Source organism: Larkinella rosea (assembly GCF_003858635.1).
Lineage (GTDB): Bacteria > Bacteroidota > Bacteroidia > Cytophagales > Spirosomataceae > Larkinella > Larkinella rosea.
Map to the genome: position 1 here is coordinate 1 of NZ_RQJO01000007.1, position 19,352 is coordinate 19,352.

The following is a 19,352-nucleotide window of genomic DNA, read 5'->3' on the forward strand; positions in this document are numbered from 1 at the left end:
GGCATCATTGACAGGTCGACTTTCCAGAGAGCTAACATGTTGGTAAGCCGAATTGCCCAGTACCAAAGCAAACCGTTTAGTAGGCATCGAAGCAAGTTCATTGATGAACTGCGGCTCTTGTTCCGTTACGGCTTCACGTGCTGATTCCTTGGTTTCATTTACTACCTGATTGATCAGCGTCGTCCAGCTAGCTGGTTCACCATCCTTTTTTTTATCATCATTAATTACTTTTTGAAAGGCATTTCGCCAGGCCAGATTCATCCATCCGCCTGTTGCATTGGAATAACTAAATTGACCTCGTTTGCAACTAGAAACCAATAATCCTCCTTGAGTAGCCCTGAATAATTTCTGTATTCGTTGTGTATCATAGAGAATAGAGGTCTTCTTATCCAACGGGTTCGCTAAACCAGTCGGACTGAACATATCAGATTGGCTGCCAGACTTGGTTCTGGCAATATGATCCTTGTTGCTGGCTTCTCCAATTACAATAGTCATGCGGGCATTCAGCCCCTGTAGCTTTCTGTACACATTCAGCAGGCTCATCGCATTGGTTTCAATGTCTAAACCAGTATTGAAAACCAGGGAAGGGTATTCATTGAGTTGATTATTAAAGCCGTGTCCAGCAAAATAGAAGAATATGACATCATCGGCTTCGGGTTTGAGAGCGGTAAGGATTTTATTGAGATTCGCCAGCCGAAAATTTGCCCCAATGTGCCCCGATACTGACAAGGCAAGTCCAGCCTGTTTGGCAATAACGGGAGCCAGATCCTGGGTTAAATAGTTATATGTTTTGCGATTGGGTGAGCCAATATTGGGATCGTCGGTATCAGCAAAGACGATGAAGTGCAATGTTTGAGCCCGCAAAGGGTAGGAAAGCATCCCAATCAAACTATAAATAAGTAGACAAACAAGGGGCTTAATTTTCATTTTTTTTGACTAGTTTGGAATACAAAGAATTATCTAATCGCTCAGCAGTAAAATTATAAAGTTTGTCCCTCTGTTCAGTAACGGTTGTGTTCTGGAACGCCAGCCCAGCTTCCAACCTTGCCAGGGGTTACGGAACAAACTCACCAACGGCTTAGCTCACCAATCTGGAGGAAAAGTCCAATTTCCTGAACTGAGAGACGATACGAACGCCGAAGTTGGCCACCATTGTTTTCTGCTACCCAACCAACCGCATCGGCCGTCTTTACGCCCGAATACAAATACCCCTGGCTTTGAAGACCTTCCCCAGCCGCGTACTTCCATTCCGCTTCCGTGGGCAACTTTATTTAAATTCTAATTTGAATCACCAAAATGAGACTATTTTTATGGTAGTAAACTAAATTTTATAGCCATTTTTCTCAAATCTAACATCTATGGAATGGTTTCCCAAAAGGTTATCAAAGCAAAAAAAAGATTTTTGTAATCCATATTTAATTAGGGTGAGTTGACAATTAGGTAAATATGGGGCCGGTTTGCAACTTTGTTTATGAACGTTATGAAATTACGGATGGAGTATGTTTTTAGGGCTGCCGAATACGATTCATTAAAAACCGATGAAGTAATTAAACTAAAAAGCCTTTTGGAAGCCGGGGCTATCACTCAAGCGGAATTCAATCATTTCTGTTGAATGTTTTCACTGCCAATGAACCGCATTTCACTCTTTCTATTCATAATCCTTCTCCCAATTGCCTGTCATAAAGCAGACCAACCGGTTCCGGATTCAAGCCTGCCCACCCGCGACGCCAACCTGGCGCTCGGTAACCCCAGCAACGCCAACGCATCACAGGAAAACAACTACCTCATCGACCGGCCAGCGTACACGCTGAGCTACAACCGCAGCACCGGTATTGCTAACTGGTGTTCATGGCATTTGTCGAAAGCCTGGAAAGGATCGGCAAAGCGGTACGCGGGCATCTTCATTCCGGATCAGACGTTGCCCACCGGCTGGTACCAGGTTAGACACGACGATTATACCCTGAGCGGTTTTGACCGCGGCCACTTGTGTCCATCGGATGATCGGGATTCCACCGCCGAGGAAAACCGGACCACCTTCTTTATGACCAACATCGTGCCCCAGGCTCCCAGACTTAACCGGGAGAGCTGGAACCAGTTGGAAAGCTACACCCGGAAGCTGATTGATGGTGGTAACGAAGCGTATATTATTGCCGGTACTTTTGGCAAAGGCGGAACTGGTGACAACGAAACTACCAGCACTATAGCTGCCGGCAAAGTAACTGTTCCGGCAGCTATGTGGAAAGTGATCGTCGTGTTACCGGTAGGAAGTGACGACCTCGCCAGAATCACCGCTCAGACGCGGGTTATTGCGGTCTGGATTCCCAACTCCAACACGGCCGGTGAGCAGCCATGGATTAATTACCGGGTCAGTGTTGATGAGATCGAAAGCCGGACCGGTTACGACCTGCTGGCCAATGTGGTGGATGCAATTGAGTCAGTGATTGAGAAGCAGGCAGACAAGGTTACGGTGCAGGAAGTGGAGATGTATCCGGTTTGGTGACGGATTATCTATAAACTCCCGGTTCAATAACCCGTTAACAGAGCCAGTTTCCGTACCTTGATTGTTAGAATGAGTTTCCTTGCTTATCTGAACAACATTATGATAATCAGTGGGATAATAAAGGGGGCCTTTTGCGGAAATTCAACCTCTCGTTTTATGGACTCATGTGAATACCAATAACTTTTTTGGTAATTTGGGCAACATAAGATTTGATTATACAACAGAAAACCCTTATGGGATGATGCAGAAAGGGTTAAAAACAGAAGTTAGCGAAGAGTTGAAGCGAATGATTCTTAAAGAATGGGCATGGCTAATTGGAACAGATAAAGTAGTCGTAGCCATCACTAATTTGGGGGATGCCTTCTTCAGCGATAAGAGTGGTTGGATCTATTGGTTGGATACGGGAAGTGGCGAACTGGAAAAAGTTGCGGATAGCTTAGGCGATTTTGACGAATATTTGGCTGATCCGGAAACAAGTGATGTCTGGCTTTTAAGCAATCTGCTGAACGATCTCGAAGCCGCCGGTATACACTGCCAAGAACATGAAGTTTACAGCCCTAAACACCATCCCCTCATTTGCGGTGAGTACAAAGCCGATAACTTTTATTGTATTGATGCACTGGAGCATTTTTCCTTGTCCAGCAGCATTCATTTCCAAATTAAGGATCTACCAGATGGGACACCTATTCAGTTTACTATTAACAGGTAAAATTGGACGAAAGTATGCTATGCCTAGTTGGTCGGACATAGTTGAATAGTGGTTAATTTAAATAACATAAGTTTAGTTACAGAACTACAACAATAGAAATGCAATTTCTTCAACAACCCCTCATTGGTATATAGTAAAAAAATGTCCGAATGAAAAGCAGATACATTACTCGATTTGACCGGTTCTCAGTGATGAATCATTGGCGGCACTGGCGTTACTATAGGCCCAGCCAGTGGGTGATTATCGGTATCCAACAATGGTGGAGCGGCCCGGAATCATACTGCTACAAACTTTGCTTTTTCGGCATCGACCTCCACTTCTGGTTTAAACGCACTTTTATTCAATCCAGTAAATAAACCGTCCCAATCACAAACCACTCTTTTATTTGACTCACTTGCTTAGAATTGGTATTTAGTTAACTTGGGCAATGTAATTCGCACTGCTACAACAAAAATGAACCGGCGATCACTACTTATCATTTGGCTTCTTTGCGAAGTTTATATCTGTTTTGGTCAGGCTACACCAAGCGATCTGTACCTGATTAAAAACATACATTCAGTAAATAATTGGAATATTATATATGCTTCAAAACAAGATAGTCTATATAAAATAATTGTACGAAAGGAAAGCATAGCAGCACCCAATTGTCGTGAACTAGTTAAAGGGCATTACTACAATTTGGTCTTACATTCGAGAAGAGCTAACCCCCCAATTATAAACGGTACTAAAGTAGCGCCAGTAAATTACTTAGACGTTCACTGTTATAGTTATGATCAGCAAACAACTATATGCATTGAGCCGAAAAAGGGAATTTATGATTTATATATGGCGGAGAATATTCATGGATTATGTGTCATGCAGTAAAACTTTTCAAAGATGATGAATAGAAGAAAATCTAATCCACTCTTCGAATAGTTAATTACCATAAGTTTAGGTGTGAGCACAATTTTTGGTTGTTCATTATGTAAAAGCGTTAAATCCAAATCACCATATGCGGGTGAAAATGAACAATAAAGGGTTTCATTTTCAATTATCTTTTTGAAGGTTATAGTATTGTAGAACCAAGGAAGATCGGGATCTAAAACTTCAGGTTCTATTTCAAAAAAGCTTATCAATTCAAAATCCTCAGGAAATTCTTGCATTGCGATTTACAATAAATAGCCCATTCTAAGGCTATGTCATTACAAGTTCAATATGCTAATCATCTACTGAGTCAAGAAACCTCCGATTCACAAACCACTCGTTTGATGAACACGATTTTGGACTTAGTTAAGCTTCATTGTCCATTTGCCTTCCATAATCATGCAATACAGTCCATTTTTGTAAAAATCTAACTTATTATTCTCCCGTTCAATGACATTAAAAAGGCCTTTCAAATATTCAGATTCAATAAAATCTATATTGCTAATAAGTTCTTCTTCTGATTTGAAATCCTTGTAATATTTTCCGTTAAATGACACCAATTCGATGTCACCGTTAGCAAGAGCTTTTTGAAAAAGTATTTCAAATTTAGTAGTTCTGACAATGAGTGGATTTCCATCCAAATCCAATTCTATATTAACTACCCGACTTAAAGAAGAACCAAAAAATGTTTTGGCCATGTCACCAGCTTGATTCAACGTGGGAAGGTACAAGCAGACAGAATCAATCAGGTCTTCATATAGGTATTTATCTGCCCAAACTAAACCTCGCTGCATACATTCAAATTCGTCTTGAAAAATGGATGGTCTTATTTTGATAACATCTCCTACATGTACAGTCATTTGTAAGCGAAGCTTGGTCTTGTGGAAAGCTGAATTGTAGTTTACACGAAAGTAACTCTTTCTAAGTTGGACAACTGCCATTATCCATTTGCCAGTCAAAATAACCTCCGATTCTCAGTCACATTACCGTCCCAATAAAACAGAGCCCCGCTAATCAGCAAGGCTCTGTTTACCTACCATCTCTATTTCGAGGATGAAAGCACCTCCTTGGACTAGACAAGTTTTCTGGCAGGTACCTCAACTATAATTTCATTTATTTATTAACAAATAGTCCGACTAATAACATCACGACAAATTGCAGGCAAGGAGGAAAACTGTTTTTCGGAGGATCCTGACTGGTCGTACTTAAATTAGGTAATCACTGCTAGTTTCAATACAACCAGGCAGCCTGTAAAAGGAATAGTTACTATCATTAAATACCGCACCGGTATTCAATTTGAAATCCGGGTTTGGTAACCAGCAAACTCCGGTTATTTACATCCCCAAATCCTTGTATACTATTTCCTTTATAAAGACAGCCTGTTTGCCCCTGCGTGATGTCACCCGGCATCACTACCAATTTTTCACCACTCCCTCCAATTGGGTCATTCGTGCTTGTGTTAATGGTCACGAAAACCGCATAACCAGCGGTACAACTTGCTAACAAGGCTTCTACTTCAGAGCAGGTGTTTGGATCGTGGTCCTGAATACTGCAACTCCCAAATAACCCAATGAGAATGGCAAAGCATAAAAAAGAATATGCGGCCCGTGTTAATTTTGTTTTCATACCGGTCAGTAATTGAGGTTTAGTAAGATGAGAGATAATTAGCGGTTCGCACTTATTAGGCACCAATGCATCCTTGATGTGAGTCGTCCCATGCAAAAGGGTGTGGGTGCATGGGTGACGCGGTTAAGAACGAAGGTCAAAGATGCCTTTTTGCATGCTGATAGACTGTCAGATTCGGGACATAATTCGTCGAATTGGGGACATTTAAAACACCGTCGATTGACAAACTTTGGCAGCAAAAACAGAAAGGCGCAGATCACCGACCTGCGCCTTTCTAATTAACTTGGTGTATTCTAATGCTTCAACACCTTTACCGTGACGCTTTTCTGGCCACTGCTGACCCGCAGCAAAAGCAATCCTGCCGGTTGCTGGCCAACCATTTAAATTTTGGACACCCAAAGCCAAACCCCAAACGAAACGACTGATGTTATCATCCCGAATAAGAACGCATTGTATGATAGATGAAGCAACCTGTACTTCCGGTTTAAGATGACGCCTTGTGCGTAAAAATCCCGTAAAACGCTGCGATACAGGTAATCGTCGTCTTTAAGAACGGTCATCATCGTCTCCTCGTATTCTTCAAGCGAAAGCGTAGTGAAATTACCAAAAAAAAGGAGCTGAGCCGTCCGGTTTTGGATAGTTTCCTTCGATACGTGCCCCCGAATGAGTCGGGGCCGGGTGGCTAGGACGGCAAAAACCGTAGTTGTCAAAGACGTTGACACTAAGAAGGTAATGGGTAACAGCAGATTTTGCCAGTATTCGATATTACGGGCCATCGAGCCAATCAACAGGGAGAGAACAACCGTATTTATTGAAATCATAATGTTGGCTTTTCGATCAGCTAAACCGTTCTGCTGATGCAGATTAGCCGACATAATCCTGAAAAAACCATTAATGCCACTTTCGTGAAATTTCTCAGCCAGTAGGCCAGACTCAGCCGATGAAGAAGATAAAGACTGCATGGTGTGCTGTTTATATGCATAAAAGGATGACCAGCCAGAATAAACCCACCCTTCAACCGCTTATTGCGAACACTTTTATCAAGCTTAATTAGGTAATGATGTGTCGGACCAAAGACAGACACATACATGACTGAGCAAATACCTGATTCGCAATCCCGGGAAGAAGGGCAGACAGAAACCCAAATAAGTCCGACATCGCCTAAAGGGGCCGACCAACTGTGCCAGTTACCCCAGGTTAGAAATAGCGGCCCTGCCTCTTTCCATATCACCGACCACAAGAGGGGTCTGAATCAGATTAAGGTCTTACGGGCCATACAAAGCTAAGGATTGATACTTAAGTCGAATATTAACTTTTAGCCAGCAGTATTTATTTAAATTTAACATCCAAATAACAAAACCCGACACAGCTCATGTCGGGTTTTGTTACTGCCATTCGGATAAACTCGCTAGAGTCTCAGGGTTTAAGCACCTTCATTGTGATGAATCGTCAGGCGTTAGCGATGTCCGTAAAACAGCCAGGGCGGGAAGTGGATACAACCGAATGGATCACGATTGCGGAATACACCCGGCGGCACAACCTGAAGCGCACCAACGTTGTAACTAACTGGATCGACCGGGGCCGCATTCCAGCCGAAGATGTGCGGACGTACTCCGAATTTAACAGCCTCCGCATGATCAAGCCCGTTCTTATGCAGTGATTCAGAACGTCGATGGTCATTTCAAAGCTTTTTGAATAAAAAATCAGGGACTGAATATCATTCTGGTTGGGGCTCGCAACTGTAAAACTTAGAATCCTAATTTCAGGAATAACTGGCTACTTGCACTAGACTCAAAGGATACCATAAAAAAGGATTACGGAACGGTTCAATACCACCTCGACGCTTCCAATCAATATTTAGTTACTTTCGGCCCGAAAATAGCCCTGTAGATTTTTGCTTTTGCCATGTCTACCCAATACTCACTTTTTGAACGTGTCAGCGAAGGCGTGTTTATACTGAATCCCAATGGTTACATCAGCTACGCCAATTCAGTGGCCACAGCCCTTACTGGTTACCAGGTCCATGAATTGCTAAATCAACCGATTTCGTTGATTTACCCGAATGAAAAGGATCTGATTAAAGCCCAGTATGAGCTAAGCCAGGCTGGCAGAAATGGAAAATTGATTACCCGGGGATGGAAAGTAAAAAAGGATCAGAGCGCATTCTGGGCCGAAATGACCTTGACTCCCTTTTACGATGATGAACAGCAGGTCCTGATGGGCTATAGCTGTCTGCTTCGGGATGATTCAGACCGAAAGAATCAACTGCTTGAGTTACGGGCAAGAGAAGAACAGTTTCGGCTAATGGTTGAAGGGGTCAGGGACTATGCTATTTTTATGCTGAATACCGAGGGCCATATTCAAACTTGGAACGAGGGAGCCAAACGTATTAAGGGTTACGTTACCAGTGAGATCATTGGCCAGCACTTTTCTATTTTCTATACCCGGGAAGATCTGGAAGACGGAAAGCCCGAGCGGGAACTGAAGATTGCCATTCAAACCGGCAAGTACGAAGAAGAAGGCTGGCGCGTGCGAAAGAATGGAACGGTTTTCTGGGCCAACGTGGTCATAACAGCACTCTTTAATGAATATAATCGACATATCGGTTTCTCCAAAGTCACCCGCGACCTAACCGAACGAAAACAAATTGAGGAGACCTTGCGCCAAAGCGAGGAGCGGTATCGTTCTCTGGTGGAGCAGGTGATCGACTATGGAATCTTCATGCTCGATGAGAAAGGTCGCATAGTGAGTTGGAACGGAGGTGCCCGACGAATCAACGGATACAGCGAAGAGGAGATTCTTGGTAAATACTTTACCATCTTTTATCCCGAAGAAGACCTGCTCAATGGCAAGCCTGCCATGGAATTAAAAATGGCCCGGGAAGTGGGCAAATATGAGGAAGAAGGCTGGCGGCTGCGGAAAGATGGCAGTCTGTTTTGGGCCAATATCCTGATTACGGCGGTTTATAATACCGCCGGGGTGCTCGTTGGGTTTTCCAAGGTAACGCGTGACCTGACCGAGCGAAAAGAGGCTGAAAGAGCATTACAGGAAAGCAACGACCGCTATCGTATGCTTGCGGAACAATTAAAACTTAGCAATAGTGACCTGGCAAACAGTAATGAAGAATTGGCGGCTAGTAACGAAGAATATGTGGCCCTTAACGAGGAACTGGAAGAAGCAAACCGGCTATTAATTCGCTCGAATGAAAACCTCCAGACATTCGCGTATGTGGCTTCCCACGATTTACAGGAACCGCTGCGGAAGATTCAGCAGTTCGGTGATTTGCTCAAAGGCAATTACCGGGAAGGACTGGGGGATGGGATTAATTACCTGGAGCGTATGCAATCGGCTGCCAGTCGGATGTCGCAGCTAATTAGGGACTTATTAAACTTTTCACGCATATCAACGCAGCTGCACATGAGTACGGCGGTTTCCCTTGCCGATATTGTTGATCAGGTTCTAACAACCCTGGACATCGCAATTCAGGAAGCCCAGGCGCAGGTGACCGTCGAGCCATTGCCCACAGTGGGTGGGGATGCGACCCAACTGGGGCAATTGTTTCAGAACCTGATTGGCAATGCGCTTAAATTTCGCCGGACTGAGCTTGTTCCTCAAATTACAATCCGCTCCGCTAAGGTTCGGTATTTGGACTTACCGCCATCGGTGAAGCCCGTCCGGCCGGCGAATGAGTACTACCAAATAGATGTAATTGATAATGGGATTGGTTTTGATGAAAAATATGTAGATCGCATTTTTCAGGTATTTCAGCGATTGCATGGTAAAGGTGAATTTGCTGGGACCGGAATCGGGTTGGCTATTTGTGAGCGGGTTGTTAACAACCACGGTGGAGTCATTAAAGCCAAAAGCCAGCTTGGGCAGGGATCCACTTTCTCGGTTTATTTGCCCAAATAATACTTAATGGAACAATGATATACTGCGTCTTAACTTATTAACCAAACCGGCTTATTAAGCGCATGGAATGGTTTCTATTAAATTGGCGGCAAGATTAATCAAATAGAGCCCATAGCAGGAGCCAGCCATCTTTCCAGTGCGATAGGCATAAATCCAACTGCATAAGCTGCGGTAATCGATGACCATGGGTGGTGCAGAGCATTGATGTAGATAATCCAATGATTCCAGTACACTATGAGTTACGATTAGTTCAGCCTGGCTAATTGTCTTATCAATAGCCAATTGAATAATTTGCTGTTCATCGACATCATCTTCAACCACCGGGATTGTGAATTTTTTGGGTTGTGAGCGGAAAGGGAAGTAGCAGTGGCCATCAGTAATGAGGATTGGAAGCGAAACCGCCGATGCCAGCTGATGATTGGCAATTTGTATTCGATTAGGCAATGAGAGCGGTAAGCTAAATGAGTACCAACTTCAAGCTTCCCTGATGAAAATTAGAGCATTTTGGCAATATGACAAAACATTTGACATTCTAAACGCATTATAAACAAATAGTTGCTACCAGTTTCTTTCATGCCAATATGAAAAGTGGAATTGTGATAATTGACGATGATGACGAAGATGTATTGTTTTTTCGACTTATTTTCCAGGAATTACGTCCAGATACCGAACTGTTCTGGTATCCATCTGCCCCGACCTTTTTAGAAGCCTATACAGCTGGAACAAAATTCCGGTTGATTTTGCTGAATTACCACTTACCAAATCAAACCGGAACGGATTGGCTGCCAACCTTTCTATCACATCCCTGCTGTCAGGGCATACCGGTAGTTATTATTGCCGGGATCGAATCAAAAAAGCATCAGCAGGAAGCAATTGAAGCTGGAGCAGCGGGTTTTTTAGTAAAGCCTAATTCACAGGAGGATCTGAAAAAGCTTGCCGAATACATCATCCATACATGGCTTACTAATTAGTTCCACAGCGAGTAGAACACGCTTTTTACTCCAATTGACAAACCAGAACGACGCAGATCACCGATCAGCGTCGCCCCCAGTAAGATAATTTACCTGCTACTGCTTCAACACCTTTACCGTGACGCTTTTCAGGCCACTGGTGACCCGCAACAACATTTGGTAACTTAGCATTGGGGCCCATGTAAAAGTAGAACCTCTACCAATGGTTTAGGTTTAGGGAGATACGACCCAACTGGGTCAGTCATTTCAAAACCTAATGAGTAATGCCCTTAAATTTCGCCGGACAGATGTAAAGCCACGAATTAGGTTCGTGCCATATACCACATTACCTTCCTAGATGAAACCCGCCTGCCAAGCGGATGAATACTAGCATATGGAAATAACAGATAATGGGATCGGGTTTGATGAATAGCATTTAGGTTGCATAATTCAGGTCTTTCAGCGGCTGCACGGCAAGGGCAATTTCCCTAGACTGGGATTGGATTAGCGATCTACGAAAAAGTGGTTACCGATCACGGCGGAACCATTACCGCTTCGAGTCAACCAGGCAGGGAGCAACTTTAATGTTTATTTACCGGTTACTAAACTGTAAAGTATAATCCCTGAAGAAGCGTTAAAACTTGTATGACTATCCAGTTCCTCTTAAAGCTTCCCCGCCCATTGGTGTAAAAAGTTTCATTCAGAGACTAGACCACCGATTTTATTTACTTGCGCCTCAACATAGCACCAGAGTTTAGCTAACCATTCAGTGTATAATCGGGTTAAGAGGGTAAAAACTCTTTTATCCCATTTGACATTTCCACCTCGATGAAAACGATCTACTTAATTTCGCAAATACGTTTGAAGCCCGATGAGACGCGTGATGATTGCGCTGTTGGTTACGAACAAATTGGCTTTGTTGAAACGGAAGCAGAAGCAAAGCAGTTCTGTGATTCGGGATTAATGTACACTAATAAAGATTGCTGGGCTATTGATCTCGACAGCCAACTGCCACAATTTATCTACAAACCCTTGGAAAAAGCCAAGCAACCATTCGCCGCGATTTGATTACCTGTGGTATCTCAGAAACAATTTTGGTAATACCAGCCTCACAGGCGTTTCGACTGATCTCACGGCTCCTTCATTTCGTTGGATAATAACGATGAGTACCTTCTCCAGATCGTGCCGATGGTTGTGCAGTAGCTCAATCTGAATCGCCGTTTCGCTTTTCCCGTACCGGCGCTTGTACTACTTGCTTTCCTGAGGCTTTTCAATCCAGCAGGACAAAAGGATTTCACATTAGCTCAATTCTGCTATCCGGACGGCGATCCACTTCGTATGCTTTCGTTGACTACTTTGTCATCCTATACTAATTTTTGATCATTGCCCACTCTTTCTCAAAATGGGGCATTAGCTCGAGTAGCTCATTTTCCAGTTCCTTCAAATCCTTGACCGAGTTTAATAGAAGATCCGTAATTCCTGGGTTCTGCAAAGCCTCGAAATAACACTTCCTCAGATGAACAAATCGAATGTTCGCCGGTTGTTTGGATGAATTGTTTCCGTAATACTTTATCTGAAAATTTTGTGAGTGTTATTCAATGCGCCGATTGATAGAAACAAGTTTCATACCATGAATGATCAAATTTACGCTATTGGGTTTCGATTGGTATGGGCGGGTTGTTGGCTGGGAATGATAACCGGCGGATGTACGCGAATTCAGCACAGTCGTCGGAGCATTCAGGAACTGGACCAGACTTTTGTAGTGAACAGAAATCAGTCGTTGTTTTATTCTGATAAACAGAATCGTAACCAAAACAAAAGACTAACAAAACCGGTCACAGCAGCTCTCTACCTACAAAATGATACATTGTTTGTGGAATTGATAAAAACCTCATTACCGGCCAACGATGGCCGCCCTGAAACCATTGATGTATCGGATTCAACGCTTGTATTTTTTGTCAATGCCCGGCTAAAAAAAACAGCGGTTGACGAGAAAAGTGGCTGGTTTCAGTATCATTTCACCTCCTTCGATACGGACCTGATCACCATTCCTTTTAAATACAGAATCGGTCAGCAGAGGCAGCCAGCCGAGCTGATCACAAGTGCCAATGCCGCGGTGTATATGGGTCTGCGTTACGACCAGGGATTTCAGCGGAATGTTTTTTACCACCACCAACAACGCTCTGAAATTCGGTCGTATAGTATCGGTGCCGGAGGGTTGGTTGGAATTTCGGCAACGACAATTCGGCCCTTTTCGACGGCAAACCTGGTTCAGGATGAGTATGAAGGAGCGTGCCTGAGCTACGGTTTGGCGGCTATTTTTGGCTACAGGACGGTTAGTTTGGGACTGGCGCTTGGTTATGATTACCTTCTGGACAAAAACCGGACGATCTGGATGTATCAAAACAAACCCTGGCTGGGCGTTACGGTCGGGTTAAATCTTAATTGAGTGAATATATTATTGGAGTATGTAAACTAAAACGGTATGAAAATGGAAACGAAAAGGACCTCATCTGCAGGTTCTGGTAAAGGGTATCTTGAAAATTTTTCTTCCAAAGTTGCAAAAGCCGCAGGTTCATCTGCGGCCTTTTTATGGGCCCTAGGCACGGTCCTGGTCTGGGCGATAACCGGGCCGATCTTCAATTACTCGGAGGATTGGCAATTAGTGATCAATACCGGAACAACGATTGTCACTTTTTTAATGGTTTTTCTAATTCAGAAAGCACAGAATAAAGAATCGTTATCGGTGCAATTGAAGCTCAACGAATTGATAGCTGCTACGAAGGGTGCCAGTAACCGACTGGTTGCCAGTGAAAACCTGAGCGAAGAAGAATTAAATATTCTCTATGACCACTACTGTGCAATGGCTGAGCTAACGAAAAGGACCTCGGATTTACGTCGGTCCCATTCCGTTGAGGAGGCTATAAAGGACACCCGAAAGAAATTGGAAGATGAAAACCAATCTTGAAAAACGTGAATGCTGGTAGATTTCCGTTGGGTCTGATAGATCCAATCCGCGTGGTGAAATTTCGGACCTGGTGTTAAATCTGCCTGGGCCCCAGCTTTACAATACCGAACAAGGCAGTTTGACCGTCGAATCCTCAACAACTATGCGTCAGGAAGGCACCTATTCGCCTTACCGGATCTGCGGCAATTTTAATGCACCACTGGGCGGGGATGGCACTGATATCACCAACAAACACCCACAGGTGTCAGGCACATTTGATGTACTGGCCGTGGCCTCATTATAAAATTAATAGAAAACCCGGACCGTGATCATACAAGGTGGGTAGGTGATCACGACCCGGGTTTATTTTGCTTTTAAGCAAATATTCAGCTTCTCGAACTAACGGCTTAACAGATTTTGGTAATAGTTGGTTTTAGATTGGGCGCCAACCAGGGCAGTAGCAAAACCGTTTTTGTCAATCTGTATTTGCAACAACTCCTTTTTTTCGACGGCCCGTTGATTGGATTCAATTGCCTGACGAACACTGGCTAAGTCATCCCGTAAACCACTGACATCGAACACGGCACCGCCACTGTTGCCACTCAGTACATCCGCCGGTAAACCAATCTGCATACTGGCAATGGATTTCCAATCGATCGGATTCATCAACTTAGGGTATTCGCTGGCCAGCTTTTCAAAGAATTTGGAACGGTTGACCAACTCCTCATTGCCGATTCCACCCAGTGCCTGATTCTGATCGACGGTCAATACCCGTTCTCCTCGGGTCAGCATGGCCGGTACCGTATCGATCCCATTGGCATGATTTCCTTCCCGATCGACGAATTCCGTACCAGTGACGAAGCCAATTCGTTTCAATTCCTCTTCCCGTGCTACGATATCATTGATGGTGGCGTTGATCCACTTTTTAATCACCTCTTCATCTGCCTTCAACGTTGCCAAATCATTTTTGAGCGATGTCGCATCCTGACCGGAGGACTCCGCAGCATTAACCTGGTTCTGTTTTTCCCTGATCTTCGACTGCTGTTCTTGCAGTTTTTGGTCAAATTGGGCTTTTTGTTGCTTCAACGATTCGATTTCAGCTGTCAATTGCTCCTGATGCTCCATCTTCTCAATAACCTCACTGCGACCACCGGTGCCATTGAGCGAATTAATTTGTTCCTCAATCTCGTTGATCGCATCATTGATTCGGTTCTTATTGATGAACCAGCGTTTACTGCGTAGCAGGGCTTGTTCAGCGCGCATTTCGGCAATCATGGTCTGTTTCTTGATGTCCAATATCTCAAATTCCAGTTCAATCCTCAGTTTGGCATAGGATCGGTTCTCCGCTTTAATCTGCTCGGAGGTTTCCTTGTCCTTCGCCGCAATCTGGTCTTTGAGGGCATTGATCACCGCGGCCGTTTCTTCCTGATTCTTTTTGATCAGTTCCTGGGTCTCTTTATCCTTGGCTGCCATCTGATCTTTCAAAACCGAAACCGCATCGGCCGTCTCTTTTTCCAGCCCTTTGATTTTATCCGCTTCCTGCGCTTTGGCTTCCTGATTGGCCAGGCTGATTTCTTTGGTTTTATCCCCGATCGCCGTTTGATACTCCGCATGCTTGTCCGCAATCAGTTTTTCAAACGCATTCAGGATCTGAGTCCGTTCATCGGCGGAGGAAGCGCGTGCCAGTTCCCGCTGTTTGGCGGCTTCCAGGGCCGCTACTTCCCGGGCCTCGCCTTCGGCCAGCAGTTGAGACCGGTAAATGGTATCTTCCTGCAAGCGAAGCTGCTTATCGGAATAAAACTGATTGGTTGCTTCTTTCTGGGCAGCCAGTTGCTTATTTAGCTCGTCGGTTTCGGCTTGTTTGGCCGCTTTGAAGTTATCGAGCTCGGTTTTTAACAAGTCAGCTTTGGCGTCACGGGCTTTCTCGGCTTCGGATATCTCCAGCTCTTTGGCCTGTTTGAAAGCCTCCATTTCCTGCTTGAGATACTCGATTTTCATATCCTTTAGCCGCTCAGCCTGTTCCAGTTTTTGCTGGACACCGGCAATCTCCATCTCGCTTTCCTTCTGAATCCGTTCCCGTTGCAACTGCTCCATGTCCTGAAGGAACTTCTTGATGTTGGTACCGGCATCGGCATTGATCTGAGCCACGCGCTGGGCATACCACAGTTGCAGGTCGAGCTTATCTTTCCCTTCGGCGATCCGCTTCTCTTCTTCGTAAAAGGCATGGATGATCTGCTCTTTCTGCGCATAGGTACCCTGATAATTCGCCAATTCCAGATCTAACGCATTACGGTTCGCTTCCCGCATCGAATCATAGTAGTCCGTTGTCATATCCCGAATCCGTCCGTAGGCATCGGCAATCGCCTGAAAGGTAGCAGCAATGGATTCGTTGATGGCGTTGACCACCGTTTGCAGGATCTGAACCGCCATGGCCACAATGGACATCGTGGTATCAAACGAAAGCTTTTCGGTATCCTTTAATTCGGCTTTTGCGTTGGCAATCAGTTTTTTGGTTTCCCCGATTTTGACCTTCGTTTCCTCAATTTGCGCCTGGGTTCGACCCGCGCTTTGTTTATCCAGCTCCTCCAACTGAGTGAGGGTATTCTGATAGTCAGTGACCTGTTGCTGGGCTTTCTCCCGGCTTTTGCCGGTCAACAGGTCCAGGTTATTGATGACCGTTAGGATACCTTGTCCAAACTGGGCGACAATGGGATTGGTCTGCCCATAGAGGTCCATAATCTGCTTTATGGCATTGTTGCGAAACTCTCGATCTTTTTCGATGTTCTGCTTCTCCAGTTCGTAGGTTTCCTGACGGATATGGCGAATTTTCTCTTCAGTAGAATTGATTAATTCGACGCCTTCACTCGCGGATTTAACCTGCTGTTGGGTGCGAGCGGTTTCGTATTTAGCCTCGGCTTCATTGCGTTGCTTAAGGGCTTTTTCGTAGACTTCCCCTTTCCCCTTTTCCGTGATGGTCACCTGATCCAGGTGTTTCTGAGCCGCATCCAGATTAATCTTCAATTGCACCAGAGCCTGCTCTTTGACCTCATCCGTAGCCTTTTTGCCATACTCTTTGATCAGGGCCAATCGCTCCTCCTGTGTTTTGGCACTACTGATGCGTTCCAGGATAGTCTCCGCTTCCAGCCGCTGAGCCGTTAGAACCTTAATAGCATCCTGATGCTTATTCTGAGCCTGGATGAGCTCCTGATTCTTAATCTCCTCATACTTCAGACGAAGTGCTTTGTGGTCAGGCTCGTATTTATCGATAATGGCCTTAATCTGTTTTTCCTTTTCTTCATAAGCAATCTTACTGCGATTGATCGTTTCGATTTCCGACTGCTCTTTCTTGTCCAGCAGCTGCATTTGTTGTTTCAACGATCGTTCGCCTGACTCCGCTTCCATCTTCTCGATGGCGATGTTGGTAGCACTGACGCTTTTTAGCTGAAGATCAGCTTTCAGGGCATCGATCTTCGGCTGGGTTTCCAGCACGACCTTCTCAATACGTTTGGCCTTTTCTTTCTCGGATATCTCCAGTTTGTTAATAGCATCAATCCGTATTTTCTGTTCGGCCTCCAGCAATTTCAATTGATCTTCCAGCGACCGCTCACCCGCCCTGGATTTGATCTTCATGATCTCAATGGCTTCATTACTGACCTGTACTTTCTTCTTTTCCGTTGCCGAATTGGTAGCTGCGAACTCCTGTTCCCGGTGTTCACCGTTGGCTTTGGCTATAGCTGCCTTTTCGTCGGCATTAATCTTAATAATTTTCTCACTGTTGCCCTGAGCCTGTTGGCGTAACGCTTCGGCGGTCGCGTTGATCTGCCCGATTTCGGCAATCCGTTCCTTTTCTTTCTGGGCCTTGATTTTTTCAGCCGACTTGCCCAGTTCGTACTGAATTTTCTCCTGACCCGTGACAATCTCGTTAATGGTTTCCAGTGAAATCTGCCGATTGAGACCAAAAACCTGATCCATCAGACTACGGCTCTCATTGCGGAAGGCTTTTGACCCTTCGATCATGCCCCCTTGCCACATCTCCAGCAGGTTTTTCAGGCTCCCGCCGATCATGTTCTGCACATCCTGGGGCAGTTTGGCAATCAAAGCGGCTTCTTTCTCGAATAGCTCCCGTTGTTTGGTGGTCAGTGATTCGATTCGGTACGCATCCCGGGCCAGATTGATCCGCTCCTGATAGCTGATGTTGACCTGATCCAGAATCATCTTCAACTGACTGTTGCTCGTTTTTTCGGAATCCAGCCCCCGGAAGTACTCCGGATACTTGGCAATTAACAGGTCAAGGGCATCTTTTCGCAGCGAGGTGCCTTCGGCAGCCGACATCGCGCGTTGTGCCAGACCCATCAATTCAGACTGTTCTTTTTTAACCTGGTATTCCATCTCACCCATCGTGGCCGTTACGTCCTGCGTAGCCGCATCCAGCGCCAGAATACCGGTAATCACGGTACCGATGATCGAGACAATCAAACCGAGCGGATTGGCGGAAAGGGCTGCCCATAATCCCCGGGTGGCTGTCGTAGCGGCCAATTGCGCTGCGGTCAGGGTATTCTGTTGGGTCGTGACCCGTTGGACAATCAGTAAATACGCGCCATAAACCACCTGTGCGGTTGCCTTTACCGCAGTCAAGGCAGTGGATGCAGTATTCTGGGCAATGGTGGCCAGTCGCCAGGTGGTAAAGGCGGAAATAATCGCAGTGATGGTCGTCGTCGTCCGCTTAATCGCACTATCGGAGCCCATCAGGGCCGTAATCAAGTCCCCGGTGGTCTTGATACCGGCCTTCAACTCATCTTCAAAGAAATCACCAATACGAGCCTTCGCTACGAAAAACGTGTCCGCTAAGTTGGAAACCTGACCGCCCAACGTCTTGCTCTGGAGCTGCATCATATTATAATAGCGTCCGCCGACTTCCGAGGTTTGCATAATGGCTTTCTGCACATCCGATGCCATGATTTGATGCGCCTGCGCCAGCTTGATGACCTCCTCCTTGGGTTTCTTCATCGAATCCGCCAACAAATCATACAGCGGAATACCAGCCTCGACGAACTGCCGGGTTTCCGTTCCCATCAATTTACCCAGGTTCATCACCTGGCCATAGGCTAAGGTCAGCTGGGGCAGTTTATCCTTGCCAACCGCGGCTGCCATGTTGCCCAATGCCTCAACCGTCGGAATGAGGTCCTTCGTAGCAATATTGTAAGCCTTGAGTTTGACGACGTTTTCGGCTACCTCGTCGAGGGAGAAGGGCGTTTTCTTGGCCAGGGCCACAATGTCATTGAATAAGACCGTCGATTCCTTTTTCGAACCGAGCATGACATCGAGGGAAATTTTCAGCGAGTCGATCCTGGTTTTGGCATCGATAACGTCCATGCCAAAATTCTTAATCTCGTTGATCGTAAATGCAGTGCCCACCAACGTCGCGAAGTCCCGGACCTGCCTGTTGATTTTGTCAAACGTTTTATCAACGTTCTTCAGCTCGTCATCGCTCTGTTTGACCGCCGATCGCTGTTTGCCTAACGCATCGGTGACGCCACTGATGGCTTTGATCTGGGCTTCCGATTGGGCCCGCTGTTCGCCGGTTTGAATGGCGATTTGCTGCGCCAGCAGCCGGGTTAATTTGATCAGTTCATTATACTGATCGGCAACAACAGGCAATTCAGACGTGGCCTGAATCCGCAGCCTGATATTCTCTTCTCTGACGGACATACCGGGTTTGGTTTACGGTGGTGATGTCCGATTCGGGTTAATCAATTGGTTCGGTTGGTGTCGATTCATAACCAGCTACGACTCGCTGCGGTATTT

General features: G+C 45.3%; 18 protein-coding genes. 9 read left to right on the forward strand and 9 right to left on the reverse strand.

What is annotated here, in order from left to right; translation table 11 throughout:
* Positions 1–927, reverse strand: a 927-nt coding sequence (locus EHT25_RS00235; RefSeq protein WP_148095865.1) for a caspase family protein, incomplete at its 3' end; no start/stop codon positions are given.
* Positions 928–1,067: 140 nt separating this feature from the next.
* A complete protein-coding gene (locus EHT25_RS33390) occupies positions 1,068–1,265 on the reverse strand; it encodes an SUMF1/EgtB/PvdO family nonheme iron enzyme (RefSeq protein WP_185731240.1) in 198 nt (65 codons plus the stop codon).
* Positions 1,266–1,612: 347 nt separating this feature from the next.
* Between EHT25_RS33390 and EHT25_RS00245 the strand changes: the two genes are divergently transcribed.
* A complete protein-coding gene (locus EHT25_RS00245) occupies positions 1,613–2,500 on the forward strand; it encodes a DNA/RNA non-specific endonuclease (protein ID WP_124868883.1) in 888 nt (295 codons plus the stop codon).
* A 166-nt stretch (positions 2,501–2,666) separates the two neighbouring features.
* Entirely contained in the window at positions 2,667–3,209 is a 543-nt protein-coding gene (locus tag EHT25_RS00250) for a T6SS immunity protein Tdi1 domain-containing protein (RefSeq protein ID WP_124868886.1), read from the forward strand.
* 839 nt (positions 3,210–4,048) lie between these two features.
* On the opposite strand, the gene EHT25_RS32880 is transcribed toward EHT25_RS00250, so the two are convergent.
* The 5 genes from EHT25_RS32880 to EHT25_RS00275 all read right to left on the reverse strand — a co-directional run bounded on the left by EHT25_RS32880 (position 4,049) and on the right by EHT25_RS00275 (position 6,700).
* Entirely contained in the window at positions 4,049–4,351 is a 303-nt protein-coding gene (locus tag EHT25_RS32880; protein WP_124868889.1) for a hypothetical protein, read from the reverse strand.
* A gap of 123 nt (positions 4,352–4,474) precedes the next feature.
* Complete coding sequence (locus EHT25_RS00260) at positions 4,475–4,972, reverse strand: hypothetical protein (RefSeq protein ID WP_124868892.1); 498 nt, start codon at positions 4,970–4,972, stop codon at positions 4,475–4,477.
* A 412-nt stretch (positions 4,973–5,384) separates the two neighbouring features.
* Positions 5,385–5,738: a hypothetical protein gene (locus tag EHT25_RS00265; RefSeq protein WP_124868895.1), complete on the reverse strand. Its 354-nt coding sequence runs from the start codon at positions 5,736–5,738 to the stop codon at positions 5,385–5,387.
* A 204-nt stretch (positions 5,739–5,942) separates the two neighbouring features.
* Positions 5,943–6,143 carry a hypothetical protein gene (locus EHT25_RS32885; protein ID WP_124868898.1) on the reverse strand — a complete coding sequence of 67 codons (201 nt, stop codon included), beginning with the start codon at positions 6,141–6,143 and terminating at the stop codon, positions 5,943–5,945.
* Positions 6,119–6,700 (reverse strand): Pycsar system effector family protein, encoded by a 582-nt coding sequence (locus EHT25_RS00275; RefSeq protein WP_510186264.1) that lies wholly within the window; start codon positions 6,698–6,700, stop codon positions 6,119–6,121. Before EHT25_RS00275 ends, EHT25_RS32885 begins: the two co-directional genes overlap by 25 nt.
* A gap of 479 nt (positions 6,701–7,179) precedes the next feature.
* Between EHT25_RS00275 and EHT25_RS00280 the strand changes: the two genes are divergently transcribed.
* The gene (locus tag EHT25_RS00280) at positions 7,180–7,398 is read left to right on the forward strand and encodes a hypothetical protein (protein WP_124868903.1); all 219 of its coding nucleotides are present in this window, start codon (positions 7,180–7,182) and stop codon (positions 7,396–7,398) included.
* Positions 7,399–7,643: 245 nt separating this feature from the next.
* Positions 7,644–9,650 (forward strand): PAS domain-containing sensor histidine kinase, encoded by a 2,007-nt coding sequence (locus tag EHT25_RS00285; protein WP_124868906.1) that lies wholly within the window; start codon positions 7,644–7,646, stop codon positions 9,648–9,650.
* 54 nt (positions 9,651–9,704) lie between these two features.
* On the opposite strand, the gene EHT25_RS00290 is transcribed toward EHT25_RS00285, so the two are convergent.
* Complete coding sequence (locus EHT25_RS00290; protein ID WP_124868910.1) at positions 9,705–10,094, reverse strand: response regulator; 390 nt, start codon at positions 10,092–10,094, stop codon at positions 9,705–9,707.
* A gap of 137 nt (positions 10,095–10,231) precedes the next feature.
* Here EHT25_RS00290 and EHT25_RS00295 point away from each other — a divergent pair, with 137 nt between their 5' ends.
* From EHT25_RS00295 to EHT25_RS00315, 5 genes are all read left to right on the forward strand, one after another.
* Positions 10,232–10,621 (forward strand): response regulator, encoded by a 390-nt coding sequence (locus EHT25_RS00295; RefSeq protein ID WP_124868912.1) that lies wholly within the window; start codon positions 10,232–10,234, stop codon positions 10,619–10,621.
* Positions 10,622–11,428: 807 nt separating this feature from the next.
* Positions 11,429–11,668, forward strand: a complete 240-nt coding sequence (locus EHT25_RS00300) for a hypothetical protein (RefSeq protein ID WP_124868916.1) — start codon at positions 11,429–11,431, stop codon at positions 11,666–11,668.
* Between the two features lie 805 nt (positions 11,669–12,473).
* Entirely contained in the window at positions 12,474–13,049 is a 576-nt protein-coding gene (locus EHT25_RS00305; protein WP_124868919.1) for a hypothetical protein, read from the forward strand.
* Between the two features lie 42 nt (positions 13,050–13,091).
* On the forward strand, positions 13,092–13,568 hold the full coding sequence (locus EHT25_RS00310; protein ID WP_124873406.1) for a low affinity iron permease family protein: 477 nt from the start codon (positions 13,092–13,094) through the stop codon (positions 13,566–13,568).
* Positions 13,569–13,638: 70 nt separating this feature from the next.
* Positions 13,639–13,851, forward strand: a complete 213-nt coding sequence (locus EHT25_RS00315; RefSeq protein ID WP_124868922.1) for a hypothetical protein — start codon at positions 13,639–13,641, stop codon at positions 13,849–13,851.
* 95 nt (positions 13,852–13,946) lie between these two features.
* Here EHT25_RS00315 and EHT25_RS00320 read toward each other — a convergent pair whose 3' ends face one another.
* Complete coding sequence (locus EHT25_RS00320; RefSeq protein ID WP_124868925.1) at positions 13,947–19,256, reverse strand: tape measure protein; 5,310 nt, start codon at positions 19,254–19,256, stop codon at positions 13,947–13,949.
* Positions 19,257–19,352 lie beyond the last annotated feature (96 nt).

Excerpts from the sequence above, each read along its gene's own strand:
- EHT25_RS00245 (WP_124868883.1), top strand. The coding sequence starts at position 1,613 with ATGTTTTCACTGCCAATGAACCGCATTTCACTCTTTCTATTCATAATC.
- EHT25_RS32880 (WP_124868889.1), bottom strand. The coding sequence starts at position 4,351 with ATGCAAGAATTTCCTGAGGATTTTGAATTGATAAGCTTTTTTGAAATA.
- EHT25_RS00260 (WP_124868892.1), bottom strand. The coding sequence starts at position 4,972 with ATGACTGTACATGTAGGAGATGTTATCAAAATAAGACCATCCATTTTT.
- EHT25_RS00265 (WP_124868895.1), bottom strand. The coding sequence starts at position 5,738 with ATGAAAACAAAATTAACACGGGCCGCATATTCTTTTTTATGCTTTGCC.
- EHT25_RS00275 (WP_510186264.1), bottom strand. The coding sequence starts at position 6,700 with ATGCAGTCTTTATCTTCTTCATCGGCTGAGTCTGGCCTACTGGCTGAG.
- EHT25_RS00280 (WP_124868903.1), top strand. The coding sequence starts at position 7,180 with ATGAATCGTCAGGCGTTAGCGATGTCCGTAAAACAGCCAGGGCGGGAA.
- EHT25_RS00285 (WP_124868906.1), top strand. The coding sequence starts at position 7,644 with ATGTCTACCCAATACTCACTTTTTGAACGTGTCAGCGAAGGCGTGTTT.
- EHT25_RS00295 (WP_124868912.1), top strand. The coding sequence starts at position 10,232 with ATGAAAAGTGGAATTGTGATAATTGACGATGATGACGAAGATGTATTG.
- EHT25_RS00300 (WP_124868916.1), top strand. The coding sequence starts at position 11,429 with ATGAAAACGATCTACTTAATTTCGCAAATACGTTTGAAGCCCGATGAG.
- EHT25_RS00310 (WP_124873406.1), top strand. The coding sequence starts at position 13,092 with ATGGAAACGAAAAGGACCTCATCTGCAGGTTCTGGTAAAGGGTATCTT.
- EHT25_RS00320 (WP_124868925.1), bottom strand. The coding sequence starts at position 19,256 with ATGTCCGTCAGAGAAGAGAATATCAGGCTGCGGATTCAGGCCACGTCT.